This is a genomic window from Sphingomonas sp. 1F27F7B (genome assembly GCF_005503355.1).
Lineage (GTDB): Bacteria > Pseudomonadota > Alphaproteobacteria > Sphingomonadales > Sphingomonadaceae > Sphingomonas.
The window spans coordinates 46,765-59,751 of the sequence record NZ_SCMK01000008.1 but is presented as its reverse complement, the minus strand read 5'-3'; the positions used below and the strand labels follow the sequence as shown (position 1 = coordinate 59,751).

The window sequence follows — 12,987 nt, the reverse complement described above, 5'->3', positions numbered from 1 at the left end:
ACTTTGCTCGCCATCCGGGCGTTCGCCGTGATGACGAAGATGAGGAAAGCTTGGATGGATCTCTGGTTCGAGAAGGCATTGGTTCCCACCGGTTGGGCCGAGCGCGTCGCGGTGCGCATTGCCGACGGGCGCATTGCCGAAGTGCTGACGGACCATGATCCGGCACCGGGTGCCGAGCGGCACCGGGCGGCGATTCCCGGCCTCGGCAATGTCCACAGCCACGGCTTCCAGCGCGGCATGGCCGGGCTCAGCGAGCGCCGCGGCCGGCCCGACGACGATTTCTGGAGCTGGCGCGAGATCATGTACCGGTTCCTCGACCGGCTCACGCCCGAAGACATCGCCGCGATCACCGCCCAGGCCTATGCCGAGATGCTGGAGACCGGCTACACGCGCGTCGGCGAGTTCCACTATCTGCACAATGACGCGGACGGCGCCTGCTATGCTGACCCCGCCGAGACTGCCGGCGCGATCGTTGCCGCTGCGGCGCAGACGGGCATCGGGCTCACATTGCTGCCCGTCTTCTATGCCCATAGCGATTTCGGCGGACTGCCCCCCAAGGCCGGCCAGCGCCGCTTCCTCTCGGACGTCGACGGCTTTGCGAAGCTGGTCGAGGCGAGCCGCGCCAAGCTTCCCGCCGATGCGGTGCTCGGCGTCGCGCCGCACTCGCTGCGCGCGGTCACGCCGGAGGAGTTGACGGCGGCGATCGGGTTGACCGGCGGCCCGCTGCACATCCATGCCGCCGAGCAGACCAAGGAAGTCGAAGCCTGTCTGGCCTGGAGCGGTGCCCGGCCCGTGGAGTGGCTGCTCGACAATCTGGATATCGACCGGCGCTGGACGCTGATCCACGCCACCCACCTGACCGAAGCGGAGACCGACCGCCTGGCAGCCTCGGGTGCGGTGGCGGGTCTTTGCCCGGTAACCGAGGCCAATCTCGGCGACGGAATCTTCCTCGCCGAGCGCTATCTCTCGGCAGGCGGGCGGATCGCGACCGGAACCGATTCGAACATCCAGATCGATGCGGCCCAGGAGCTCCGTTCGATCGAATATTCGCAGCGCCTCTCGCTCCGTCGCCGCGCGATCCTTTCGCCTGAGGGAGCCTCGGTCGGCGAGACCCTGTTCCAGGCCGCGCTCGCAGGCGCGGGCCAGGCACTCGGCGTCGCAACCGGGATTGCGCCCGGCGCCCCGGCCGATATCGTGAGCCTGAACATGGACCATCCAGGCTTCGCCGGCGCCTCTGCCGGCACCATTCTCGATCGCTGGATCTTCGCCGGCCGGACCGGCGCCATCGATTGCGTCTGGCGCGCCGGCACGCTGCAAGTTGCCGGCGGCAGGCATGTCGCGGCCGAGGTTATTGCTAATCATTATCGGAAAACGCTGGAGCGCCTGCTCCGGTGACGCTCCAGGAACGCATCCGCTCGGATATCGAGGAGCGCATTCGTTCGGGAGAATTGCGCCCCGGCGACCGCATCCCGTTCGAGCATGAGCTGGTCGCGCACTATGGCTGCGCGCGGGCCACGGTGAGCAAGGCGCTCGAGCGGCTTGCCCATGCCGGGCTGATCGAGCGGCGGCGCAAGGTCGGCTCGTTCGTCGCGCATCCCCAGGTGCATGCCGCGGTGCTGGCGGTGCCCGACCTCGCGCAGATGATCGCCGAACGGGGCGAAGCCTATGGCTGGGGGCTCGACACCTGCCGCGTGGTCAACCGCGATCCCGACATCGAAGTCTCCGGCATCCCGGCGCCCGCGCTGCTGATCGAGGGCATGCACTTCGCCGGGGGGCAGCCCTTCGCGCTCGAACGCCGGCTGATCGCGCTCGATACGGTGCCGGTCCCCCGGGCCGACACCTTCGAGACCGAGGCGCCCGGCTCGTGGCTGCTCCATCACGTCCCCTGGACCGATGCGCGCCACCGGATCCGCGCCGTATCCGCCTCCCGCCCGCTTGCCGCGCGGCTCAAGCTCGAACCGCATGCCGCCTGCCTCCAGGTCGAGCGCTGGACGTGGCGCACGGGCAGGGCGGTGACCTTCGTACGCCAGACCTTTCCGGGCGATCGCTACGATCTGGTCGCCGAGTTCACGCCGGGCGGTTGACCGCCGGACAATTCGCCCCAAATCGGGCCCTTCCGCTTTTCCGCGAAGTCGATACTCTGGCACGATGAATCTGCGGCACATCGAAATCTTCCACGCCGTCTATGTGAACGGTTCGGTCAGCGGCGCGGCGCGCGCGCTCAACGTGTCGCAGCCTTCGGTCTCCAAGATGCTGCGCCATGCCGAGAGCCTGCTCGGCTTCCAGCTCTTCCACCGGACCAATGGCCGTCTCGTACCCACCGAGGACGCGCATACGCTGTTCACCGAAGTCTCGGAGATCCAGGACCGCGTCTATGCGCTGCGCGAGGCGGGCCGGAACCTCAAGCGCGGCGCCGGCGGCATGCTGCGCATCTCGGCGCTGCCGTCGCTGGCGCTCAATGCGCTGCCCACCGCCGTCTCGCGCTTCATGCGGGGGCACGAGGGCGTCCGCTTCGACCTGCAGACCGTGCACCATGACGATCTGCTGCGGAAGCTCTACGAGCGCGAGACCGATGTCGCGATCGCCTATGAAGTGCCCCATGCCGCGCCGATCGGCCATCGCTGGCTGGGCGAGGGCGAGCTGGTGGTGCTCTACCGCGAGGAGGACATGCCTGACGCGCCGCCGCGCATCGAGCTGGAGCGGCTGCGCGGGCGCCCGTTCATCAGCCTCGCCAACAGCGGCCCGATCGGCCAGCTGTTCAGCCAGGAATGCGCGCGCCTCGAGCTCGACCTCGACGAAGTGATCTCCGCCCGCACCTTCTACATCGCCACTGCGCTGGTCGCGCAGGGAGTGGGGATGACGGTGGTCGACAGCTTCACGGCCCAGGCCTCGCTGGTGCCCGGCCTGGCGATGCGGCCGCTCAAGCCGCAGCTCACCTTCGACGTGCACGCGATGTTCCTGCTCAACCGGCCGCCCACCGCGCTCGCGACCGATTTCCTCAAGACGCTCGCCAAGGTGATCGACACGCCATAACGGCTGGCTATGCCGAGGCGCGCACTCGCTATGCGCGGTGCCGGATGTGGGCGGATAGCGTTATCACCCAATGATACCGGCACCTTACCTCCTCTACCTCGGTCACAGCACCGATTTCGTGGGCATCAAGACTTCGCGCGGCCTTGCCGAGTTCCGGCGCGGCGATTGCGTGGGCGAGTTCCGCCACGACGATAGCCCGCTTACCCTCGGCCTGCCGCGCATGACGATCGAGCAAGGCGCAGCCGCGGGCGCGAAGACGCTCGTGCTCGGCATCGCCAATTCGGGCGGCACGCTGGGCGGCGATCTGGTGCGCGACGCGAAGGCGGCGCTGGAAGCGGGGATGAACATCGCCGCCGGCCTGCACCAGCGGCTGCGCGATGTGCCTGAGCTTGCCGCCTTGGCGAAGGAGAAGGGGCTCCAGCTGTTCGACGTGCGCGATCCGCCCGCGGAGATGCGCGTCGGCACCGGCTATGCCCGTGCCGGCCGCCGCCTGCTCACCGTCGGCACCGATTGCTCGGTCGGCAAGATGTACACCACGATCGCGCTCGCCGATGCGCTCAAGGCGCGCGGGGAGAAGGCCGATTTCCGCGCCACCGGCCAGACCGGCATCCTTATCGCCGGCGCCGGCGTGCCGATCGACGCGGTGGTCGCCGACTTCATCTCGGGCGGTATCGAGATGCTCGCGCCCGAGCGTACCGATGGCGGCTGGGACCTGATCGAAGGGCAGGGCTCGCTCTTCCATCCGAGCTTCGCCGGCGTCTCGACCGGCCTGCTCCACGGCGCCCAGCCCGAGGCGATCGTGCTCTGCCACGATCCGAGCCGCGGCCATATGCGCGGGCTGCCCGGCCGGGCGCTGCCGGGCTTGAGCGAATGCCTCGAGGCCAATCTCCAGGTTGCCCGCCTCACCAGCCCCGATGTCCGCGCGGTCGGTGTCTGTCTCAACACGTCCCGCATGGAGGCGGGGGAGGCGCGTGCGCTTTGCCGGCAGATCGAGGCCGATCTCGGTCTGCCCTGTACCGATCCAATCGCTTTCGGGGTCGAGGCGATCATCGACGAGTTGCTATGCACCGAACCCTCACGGCCGGCCACGATCGCTTCGCGCTGACCAGGCCCTTCCGCATTTCGCGCGGAGTGAAGACCGAGGCCGATCTGGTCACGGTCTCGATCCGCGCGGGGCAGCTGGAAGGGAAGGGCGAAGGCGTGCCCTGTCCGCGCTATGGCGAGAGCGTCGGGACGACGCTCGAAGCGATCGAGAGCATCCGTCCGGCGATCGAGGCGGGGGCGGGCCGCGAGGAATTGCAGACGCTGCTTCCTGCCGGGGCCGCACGCAACGCAGTCGATTGCGCCCTTTGGGACCTGGAAGCGCGCGCGGCGGGCAGGAGCGTTGCCCAACTGCTCGGCGCGCCCGAACCAGGGCCGCTCGCCAGCGCGCTCACCATCGGGATCGACACGCCGATGATGATGGGCTGCGCCGCGCGCCGGGTCGCGCAGGCGCCGCTGCTCAAGGTCAAGGTCGATGCGCGGCTGCCCGATGCGCAGATCCGCGCCGTCCGTGCCGCGGCGCCCGATGCCAGGCTGATCGTCGATCCCAACGAGAGCTGGGACGCGCGGCTGGTCGAGGCGATGCAGCCCGTGCTCGCCGAGCTCAGGGTCGACCTGCTCGAACAGCCGGTCTCGGCCGAGATCGACGGATGCCTGGAGACGTTCCGTCCGCTGGTGCCGATCGCCGCGGACGAGTCCCTCCACACGAGTGAGGATCTCGACCGGGTCGCGCGCCGCTATCAGGTGGTGAACGTCAAGCTCGACAAGTCCGGCGGCCTCACCGAGGGGCTGGCACTCGCCCGGGCGGCACGGGAACGCGGCCTCGGCCTGATGACCGGATGCATGGTCAGCTCCTCCCTGTCGATCGCGGCGGCGCTGCACATCGCCCGCATATCCGATTTCGTCGACCTTGACGGCCCCATCTGGCTCGCCAAGGATCGCCCCGGTGGGGTCGAGGACCGGAGCGGGATGCTCCATCCGCCACTTCCGGGATTCTGGGGAACGCCATGAAGATCGCGCTGCTGCTGGGGATTGCCGCTGTCTCGCTGGGTGCTGCCGCGCCGCCTCCGCCGCAGAAGGTGGACGTGGTGATCCGTGGCGGCACGATCTACACCGGGTCGGATGCGCCGTTCGTCGGTGACGTCGCGATCAAGGGCGACCGCATCGTCTCGGTGAGCCGGCATGCGGCGGTGCTCGCCGCGCGCGTGATCGATGCCAAGGGCATGATCGTCGCGCCCGGTTTCATCGATCCGCACACGCATATGGGCGACGATCTCGCTTCGAGCGATCCCCGAAAGCGGTTGATTCCCGCCTTCCTGATGCAGGGCGTCACCACTGCGTTCATCGGCAATGACGGCGGCGGCAGCCCCGACCTGGCCAAGGTTCTCGGCAGCGCGGCTGCGAAGCCGGTGGGCATCAACTATGCCGCCTGGGTCGGTTTCGGAGCGGTGCGCGAGATGGTGGTGGGCCAGGATGCCCGCGATCCCACGCCGGCCGAGCTGAACAGGATGAAGGGCCTCGTCGCCGACGCCATGTGCCACGGCGCGCTCGGCTTCTCCACGGGTCTGTTCTACGCTCCCCAGAGCTTCGCCAAGACCGAGGAAGTGATCGAGCTGGCCAAGGAAGCCGGCAAGCGCGGCGGCAGCTATGACAGCCATATCCGCGACGAGAGCAGCTACACCGTTGGCCTCGCCGCCGCGATCGACGAAGCGATCCGCATCGGCCGCGAGGGCGGGCTGCCCGCGCATATCAGCCACATCAAGGCGCTGGGCGTCGACGTGCAGGGACAGGCCCCCGCCATCATCGCCAAGATCGATGCGGCGCGTGCCCGCGGCGAGAAGGTCACCGCCAACCAATATCCCTGGTCGGCCTCGGGCACGAGCCTGGTCGCCTCGCTCGTGCCGCTCTGGGCCCAGGACGGCGGGCGCCCGGCACTGCTCAAGCGGTTCGACGATCCTGCGCTCGCCGAGAAGCTCCATGCCGGCATGGTCGAGAACCTCCGCAAGCGCGGCGGGCCGGGCAAGCTGCTGATCGTCGAGGGCAAGTACAGGAATCGCTATCTCGACGCCGTGGCCAGGGAGCTCAAGCTCGATCCGGTCGACGCCGCGATCGCGGTGATCCGCATCGGCGATCCGGGCACCGTCTCGTTCAACCAGAGCGAGGCCGACATCGCCGCCTTCATGCAGCAGCCCTGGGTGATGACCGGCTCCGACGCCTCGGGCGGCCACCCGCGCGTCTATGGCAGCTTCGCGCGCAAGTACGACAAATACGTCAAGGCCGACCATGTCATCACGCTACGGGAATTCATCGAGCGAAGTTCGGCGCTGACCGCCGACACGTTCGGGCTGGAGGGACGCGGCCATCTGCGCGCCGGCGCCTTTGCCGATGTCGTGGTGTTCGACCCCAAGACCTATGCCTCGCGCGCCACCTATGAGCAGCCCGCGCTGCTCGCCGCCGGCGTGCAAACCGTGCTGGTCAACGGCGTGGCCGCGGTCGACAAGGGCGCGATGACCGGCAAGGCCGCCGGCCGCGCGCTGGCGCACAAGCCCACGCCCGGGACGTGCAACTGATGGGCTGGTGGTTCGGCATCGCCCTGTGGAAGCGCGTGCTCGCCTTCCTTGTGCTCGGCGTCATCTTCGCGCTGCTGGTGCCGCAGGGCGCACCCTATGTGCAGTTCATCGGCGACCTGTTCGTCCGGGCGATCCGCATGCTGGTCGCCCCGATCGTGCTGGTCACCATCGCCTCGGGCATCACGACGCTTGCCGATCCCAAGCGGCTCGGCAGCCTGGGCGGGCGCACCGTCGGCATGTTCGCGCTGACCACCTTCATCGCCGTCTCGGTGGGCATGCTTGTCGCCGCTGTCGTGCAGCCCGGCATCGGCGCGCCGCTGGGCACGGCCGAGGCGCATGTGCTCGGCAAGCCGGTCACGCCCTATGAGCAGCTGATCAACATCATCCCGACCAACATCTTCGATGCGCTGGCCAAGGGCGACATGCTCGCGCTGATCTTCACGTCGATCCTGATCGGCTGCGGCACGGTGGTGGCGGGGGAGGCGGGCAAGCCCTTCGCCAACCTGCTGCAATCGACTTCGGCGGTGCTGCTCCGGGTCGTGGGCCTGGTGATGGAGGCGACTCCCTTCGGCGTGTTCGCGCTGATCGCCAACGCCGTGGCGGCGAACGGCGCGGCGGTGTTCGTCCATGTCGGCTGGCTGGCGCTGGCGGTGGTGCTCGGCTCGCTGATCCAGATGCTGGTGGTGCACAGCCTGCTCCTGCGCTTCGTCGCGCGCCTGCCGCTGCTGCCCTTCTTCCGCGGCATCGTGGATGCGCTGGCGGTGGCCTTCTCCACCGCATCGAGCGGCGCGACGCTGCCGGTGGCGATGCGGGTCTCCGAGCAGAATCTGGGCATCGGCCGCTCGGTCTTCTCCACGGTCCTGCCGCTCGGCGCGAGCATCGGCAAGGACGGCACGGCCATGTATGTCGGCCTGCTCAGCATGTTCGCGCTCCAGGCGTTCGGCGTGCACCTGACGCCCACCGTCTGCGCGACGGTGCTGTTCACCGGCGCGCTCGCCGCCTTCGGCACGGCGCCGGTGCCTTCGGCCTCGCTGTTCATGCTGGCGGCGGTGCTGAGCGCCGTGGGGGTCTCGCCGGAGCAGACCGCGCTGGTGGTCGGCTTCGTCCTGCCGTTCGACCGGTTGCTCGACATGACCCGCACGGTGCCGAGCGCTTCGGCGAACCTGACCGTGGCGACGCTGGTGGCGCGCTGGGAAGGCGAGCTCGACGAAGAGGTCTATCGGGCGCCGGACGCGGCATAGCGCGGACATGCCGTTGGCAATGCCGGTTATCCCGGGCGGGCGCTAGGTTGAGAACCCAAACAAGTATCTGATCTTCCTTCGTCATCCCTGCGCAGGCGGGGATCCAGGGCCAGGCGCGGAACGGGTGTGGTGGGTCCTGTCCTTTCCGGACGGCATTCGCGCGGTGGCGCCGATATCCCGCATTACCCTGGGTCCCCGCTTTCGCGGGGATGACGGGGTTCGCTGAATGAGTTTTCAACCTAGTCCAGCGAGACCTCGCGTCCCGCCACCCAGACCCGCTTCACCGAATACAGGTCGCGGAAGCTCAGGTCCGGCGTCCCGCCGGTCAGCACCAGGTCGGCCTGCGCGCCCTTGCGGATGACGCCCTCGTGCTTGTGCCGTCCCATGATGTCGGCGCTCACGCTTGAGCCTGCTTCAATCGCCTCGGCCGGGGTGAAGCCCAGCTCGGTCAGCAGGCGCATCTCGCGCAGCGCGCCGAAGCCGGGATATACGCCCTCGATCCCCGTGTCGGTGCCCACGCCGATGCGGATGCCGGCCGCCTTCAGCCGGCGGATATTCTCGCGCATGATCTCCCAGCGCCTGCTGTCATAGGGCGCGATGGCATCGCCCTTGGCCAGGCGCGCCGTCTCGCGGTCGCGCTGTTCCGGGGTGAGCAGTGCCAGTTCCTCGGGCGCGAGCACCCGCGCCTCGAGCGGCTCATAGGTGGCCAGCGTCGCGACATAGGCCATGTGGTGCTTCTTCATCAGGCGGATCAATTCGTCGTCGACCAGCGTGTCGCCCACGCCGTGCGCCACGGAGTCCACCCCCGCCCGCGCCGCGATCTTGGCGCCGTCCAGTGTCACCGTATGCGTCATCACCTTGATGCCCGCGCGGTGCGCATCCTCCACGATCGCGGCGAGGGTGGGCTCGTCGATGCTCGGCCGGTCGGGCCGTTCCGGATCGCCATAGCGCCAGCCATCGGCGAATACCTTGACCATGTCGGGCTGGTAGACGAGCGCCGCCGCCATTGCCGCATGGGCTTCCGCCGGGTTGGTCACCTGGATGGTGATCGCATTGGTGAACTGGCTCTCGGTGCCGTGCCCGTGCGGCACGCCCAGCCGCACGGCCAGCGTCAGGCGCGGCGTGTCGGCGCGGAGCGCGCGGATCCCCGCCATCATCTCGCCTGAGACCGAGAATTCGTTGATGCCGGTCACCCCCGCACGCAGATAGGGCAGGTAGAAGCGGTGGAGCGACGCGGCGTCCGCAAAGGCTTCGCGCCGGGTGTGGATGTGCAGGTCGTGCAGCCCCGGGATCAGCGTCATGCCGGTGGCGTCGATCACTGCCGTGCCCTCGGGCACGCGGAGCTTCCGGCCGATGCGCACGATCCGATCGCCCTCGATCAGCACGTCCGCCTGTCTCGCGCCGGCGCCGGTCCCGTCGAACACCCGCGCGCCGTGGATCAGCGTCGCGCGCTCCTGCGCCTGTGCTCCGTTCGCTCCGGCCAGTGCCGCCGCCGCCATCAGCCACCTCATTTCAGATGCGCATCGAAGAAGGAGATGGTGCGGCGATAGGCGGTGAGCCAGTCCGCATAGCGGAAGAATTCGTGGCGCTCATTGGGGAATACCAGCTCCTCGAAGGGGATGCGCCGCGCCGAAAGCTTGCGGGCGAGCAGCAGCGACTGGCCGAAATCGACGTTCCTGTCGTCGTCGCCATGGACGAGCAGCACCGGCGAACGCCATGTGTCGATCGCGCCCATCGGCGAGGATTCCCATTGCTTCTGCCGCGCGGCGAGCTGTCGTTCCGGCGAGAGGTTGCCCTCGACGTTGCGCAGCAGCGTGTGGACGCCGTGGAAATCCGCTCCGGCCTTGAACAGCGTGCTGTCGCGGGCCAGTGCCAGTGCGGTCAGATAGCCGCCCCAGCTGCCGCCCCAGATGCCGATCTTCTGCGGGTCGATGTCCTTCCGGGTCGCCAGCCAGCGCCCGCCCGCCAGCACGTCGCGATATTCGGAGGCGCCGTCGCGCGCGATGCCCGGCGCCTCGCGGAACGCCTGCCCATAGCCGGTGCCGCTGCGATAATTGACCGAGAGCACCGTATAGCCCCGCGCCGCCAGCGCCTGGTTCATCACATAGGCGTTCGAATAATATTGCGCATGGTGGAAGCCGAGCAGCATCTGGCGTCGCGGCCCGCCATGAACGAAGATCAGCGCCGGGCGCGGACCCTTGCCCTGGCCCCGGAACAGCTGGCCATGGACGGTCACGCCGTCCTCGGCGGTATAGGTCACCGCCTCGGGCGCGATCGCGCCCTTTAGCTCGGCGGTTTCGCCCAGCGGCGCCAGCCCCTTCGCCAGCACCGGATGGGCCGGATGGCGCGCATCGGCGGCGATCCCCGCGAGCAGCCCGCCCGCAAGGACCGGCAGGCTCTCGCTGCCCTTGCCCTCGGTCACGCGCTGCGCCACGCCGCCGCGTGCCGGCACCTGCCAGAAATGCCTCCGGTCGGCCTCGTCGGCGTTGGCGGAGAAGGTGACCATGTCGTCGGCGCCGAGCACGAAGGTCTCGACTTCGAACTTGCCCGGCGTCAGCTCGCGGGGCTCGGCGGCGTTCGTCGCGGCATCGATCGCATAGACGTGGAGGAAGCCGCTCCGCTCCCAGGGGAAGAGCAGCGCGCCGCCCTTGCTCCACCACAGATTGTGCTGCCTGGTGCCGTAATAGCGGCCGCCCATGCCCTGTGGCGCGGTCCAGATCGTGCGCGCCTTGCCCGTTGCCGCATCCGCCACCCGGATCGACCAATAGGGCCCGCCGTCGCGCGCGGCGCCGGCGGGCGGATCGCGGTACTGGATGTATGCGACTTTTGTGCCGTCGGGCGAAAGCGCGGGCTCGACCGAATAGCCGAGCGCGGGCTCCATATAAGTCAGCTTGCCGCCGTCCACGGCGAGCAGCGCGACGAAGGCATGGTCGTTGCGATTGTCGACGAACAGCAGCTTCGCGCCGTCCGGCGTCCATTTCAGGTCGCTGACCTCGCCCGTGACGGTGGCGATCCGGGCCGCCTTGCCGGCCTGCCAGAGCCACAGTTCGCCGCGCCGGGTGAACGCGATGCGCTGTCCATCCGGCGAGAAAACGGGCAGGTGTCCGTCTCCGATCGGTGTGGGATCTCCACCGTCTTCAACGACGAACACCTGCTGCCCCGGCGTAAACGCGGCCGAGGCGGTATTGGGGATCTTGCCGTCGGGGAACTCGTCGTCCCCGCCGCGCACATATGCCAGGCGCCGGCCGTCGGGGCTGAGCGCCGGATCGTAGAGCATCATGCCGTCGTCCTCGGCATGGCGGGTGACCTGCCGCGCCTTCCGCCCTGCGTCCGCCATCCACAGGTTGCGCACGCCCGCACGGTTCTCCACCCAGGCGAAGCGCGGTACATCGCGCGCGCCTGCCATCTGGCTGGCGACCGGCAGGGCGAGCGCCGCCGCCAGATCGTCGGTCTGCGCCAGCGCCGGCGGGGCGAACGCCACCACCATCGCGGCCAGGGGTTTCAGGGTGGCCCGCATCAGGTTCATGCCGCGAAGGTGCCGGGCCGATGTTGCCCGTACAATGCCGGCATGCGCCATGGTTATGCCCGGGCGACTCCTCTGAATGATCGCGGGTTTGCAGGCCCGGCGGCGGGAGTTACGCTCGCGGCATGAAGCATTTCATCCTCGGCATCGCCCTTACGCTCGCCACGCCCGCGCTCGCCCAGCAGACGCTGGAGCAGCGCGTCGCCGCCAAGCTTGCCGAGGCGCCGACGGGCACGCGCTTCGGCCTGGTCGTGGCCGACGATACGGGCAGGGAGATCGTCGCCATCAATCCCGACGGCCGCTTCATCCCCGCCTCGAACACCAAGATCTACACCACCGCCGCGGCCTTCGCGAACCTGCCCGGCATCAATGCGCCCGACGCGACCGGCGGCGCCGCGGTGCGGCTGGTGGGCGACGATGTGGTGCTGGAGGGGCGGGGCGATGCGCGCCTGTCGAGCGCCGACGATTGCACGGTCGACTGCCTCGCCACGCTCGCCGATGCGATCGCCGCGAAGACCAAGCGCGTCCGCAACGTCATCGGCGACGACACGCTCTTCCCGGACCAGCGCTGGGGGCCGGGGATGAGCTGGAACAACATCCCGAGTTCGTCGGGCACCGGCGCCTCGGCGCTGACGCTCGACGACAATGAGCTGAAGCTGACCGTCGCGCCGGCCAAGGCCGGGGAGGCGGCAAGGGTCGAGCTCTGGCCCTATTTCACGATCGACAACCAGGCGAAGACGGTGCCGGGCGGGGAGACCGAACTCGGCTGGGATCGCGATCCCAACGGCAAGCGGCTCCGCATCACCGGCACGATCGGCGCCGATGCCGGGCCGAAGAGCTGGAAGCTCGGTATCGACGATCCGGCCGATTATGCCGCCTGGCGCCTGAAGGCGCTGCTCGAGGCGCGCGGGGTGCAGGTGAAGGGCACGGTCAGCGCGCGCCACCGGCCGCTGCGACCCGAAGATGATCCCGAATATCGCGCGAAGAAGGGCGTGGCGCTCGCGCGGGCAACGCCCGACGGGAATGTCCTCGCCAGGCTCACGCCGCCGCCGCTCGTCGAGGACTTCAAGCACATCAACAAGGTGAGCCAGAACCTCCATGCCGAGCTGGCGCTGCGCCGCGTCGCCTTCCTGCAGGGCAGCGGCTCGATCGCCGATGGCGTCGCGCAGGTCGCGAAGCTGCTCGATACGGCCGGCCTGCCGCGCACGGCGTGGGACTTTTCGGACGGCTCGGGCATGTCGAGCTACAACCGGGTGAGCCCGCGCGGTTCGGTCAAGCTGCTGCGCTGGGCGGCCGCCCAGCCCTGGGGCGCCCAGTTCCGCGACACGCTGCCGATCGGCGGGGTGGACGGCACGCTCGCCCGCCGCTTCAAGGGCACGCCGCTGGAGGGCAGGGTCTTCGCCAAGACGGGCACGCTCAACGCCACCAACGCGCTGGCGGGCTATTTCACCGGCGCGAGCGGCAGGACCTACACCTTCGCCTTCTACGCCAACGACGTGCCGCAGGATGCGAGCGCGACGAAATATATGGACGATGCGCTGAACCTGGTCGCCGCGGGGAACTGACGATCCTTCCCTCT

Annotated in this window: 10 protein-coding genes; 8 read left to right on the top strand and 2 right to left on the bottom strand. The window is 69.1% G+C overall.

Going from position 1 to position 12,987, the window contains the following annotated elements; all coding sequences use genetic code 11:
- Positions 1-54: 54 nt before the first annotated feature.
- The 7 genes from FFS08_RS09420 to FFS08_RS09390 all read left to right on the top strand — a co-directional run bounded on the left by FFS08_RS09420 (position 55) and on the right by FFS08_RS09390 (position 7,885).
- The gene (locus FFS08_RS09420; protein ID WP_137863784.1) at positions 55-1,395 is read left to right on the top strand and encodes a formimidoylglutamate deiminase; all 1,341 of its coding nucleotides are present in this window, start codon (positions 55-57) and stop codon (positions 1,393-1,395) included.
- Entirely contained in the window at positions 1,392-2,084 is a 693-nt protein-coding gene (gene hutC, locus FFS08_RS09415) for a histidine utilization transcriptional repressor HutC (RefSeq protein ID WP_137863785.1), read from the top strand. The genes FFS08_RS09420 and hutC overlap by 4 nt, the downstream gene beginning before the upstream one ends.
- Before the next feature lie 64 nt (positions 2,085-2,148).
- On the top strand, positions 2,149-3,033 hold the full coding sequence (locus tag FFS08_RS09410; protein ID WP_137863786.1) for a LysR family transcriptional regulator: 885 nt from the start codon (positions 2,149-2,151) through the stop codon (positions 3,031-3,033).
- Between the two features lie 70 nt (positions 3,034-3,103).
- The gene (dgcN, locus tag FFS08_RS09405) at positions 3,104-4,138 is read left to right on the top strand and encodes an N-acetyltransferase DgcN (protein WP_137863787.1); all 1,035 of its coding nucleotides are present in this window, start codon (positions 3,104-3,106) and stop codon (positions 4,136-4,138) included.
- Entirely contained in the window at positions 4,096-5,085 is a 990-nt protein-coding gene (gene dgcA, locus FFS08_RS09400; protein ID WP_137863788.1) for an N-acetyl-D-Glu racemase DgcA, read from the top strand. Before dgcN ends, dgcA begins: the two co-directional genes overlap by 43 nt.
- Positions 5,082-6,644 (top strand): N-acyl-D-amino-acid deacylase family protein, encoded by a 1,563-nt coding sequence (locus FFS08_RS09395; protein ID WP_137863789.1) that lies wholly within the window; start codon positions 5,082-5,084, stop codon positions 6,642-6,644. Before dgcA ends, FFS08_RS09395 begins: the two co-directional genes overlap by 4 nt.
- Positions 6,644-7,885 carry a dicarboxylate/amino acid:cation symporter gene (locus FFS08_RS09390; RefSeq protein ID WP_331484521.1) on the top strand — a complete coding sequence of 414 codons (1,242 nt, stop codon included), beginning with the start codon at positions 6,644-6,646 and terminating at the stop codon, positions 7,883-7,885. Before FFS08_RS09395 ends, FFS08_RS09390 begins: the two co-directional genes overlap by 1 nt.
- Before the next feature lie 239 nt (positions 7,886-8,124).
- On the opposite strand, the gene FFS08_RS09385 is transcribed toward FFS08_RS09390, so the two are convergent.
- Positions 8,125-9,384, bottom strand: a complete 1,260-nt coding sequence (locus FFS08_RS09385; protein ID WP_171015328.1) for an amidohydrolase family protein — start codon at positions 9,382-9,384, stop codon at positions 8,125-8,127.
- Between the two features lie 8 nt (positions 9,385-9,392).
- Positions 9,393-11,402, bottom strand: a complete 2,010-nt coding sequence (locus FFS08_RS09380) for a S9 family peptidase (protein ID WP_249341182.1) — start codon at positions 11,400-11,402, stop codon at positions 9,393-9,395.
- Positions 11,403-11,533: 131 nt separating this feature from the next.
- Here FFS08_RS09380 and dacB point away from each other — a divergent pair, with 131 nt between their 5' ends.
- A complete protein-coding gene (gene dacB / locus FFS08_RS09375) occupies positions 11,534-12,973 on the top strand; it encodes a D-alanyl-D-alanine carboxypeptidase/D-alanyl-D-alanine endopeptidase (RefSeq protein WP_137863792.1) in 1,440 nt (479 codons plus the stop codon).
- Positions 12,974-12,987 lie beyond the last annotated feature (14 nt).

Bases quoted from the DNA above. Each gene is read 5' to 3' on its own strand.
- FFS08_RS09410 (WP_137863786.1), top strand. From the start codon at position 2,149: ATGAATCTGCGGCACATCGAAATCTTCCACGCCGTCTATGTGAACGGT.
- dgcA (WP_137863788.1), top strand. From the start codon at position 4,096: ATGCACCGAACCCTCACGGCCGGCCACGATCGCTTCGCGCTGACCAGG.
- FFS08_RS09380 (WP_249341182.1), bottom strand. From the start codon at position 11,402: ATGCGGGCCACCCTGAAACCCCTGGCCGCGATGGTGGTGGCGTTCGCC.
- dgcN (WP_137863787.1), top strand. From the start codon at position 3,104: ATGATACCGGCACCTTACCTCCTCTACCTCGGTCACAGCACCGATTTC.
- FFS08_RS09385 (WP_171015328.1), bottom strand. From the start codon at position 9,384: ATGGCGGCGGCGGCACTGGCCGGAGCGAACGGAGCACAGGCGCAGGAG.
- dacB (WP_137863792.1), top strand. From the start codon at position 11,534: ATGAAGCATTTCATCCTCGGCATCGCCCTTACGCTCGCCACGCCCGCG.
- FFS08_RS09390 (WP_331484521.1), top strand. From the start codon at position 6,644: ATGGGCTGGTGGTTCGGCATCGCCCTGTGGAAGCGCGTGCTCGCCTTC.
- FFS08_RS09395 (WP_137863789.1), top strand. From the start codon at position 5,082: ATGAAGATCGCGCTGCTGCTGGGGATTGCCGCTGTCTCGCTGGGTGCT.
- FFS08_RS09420 (WP_137863784.1), top strand. From the start codon at position 55: ATGGATCTCTGGTTCGAGAAGGCATTGGTTCCCACCGGTTGGGCCGAG.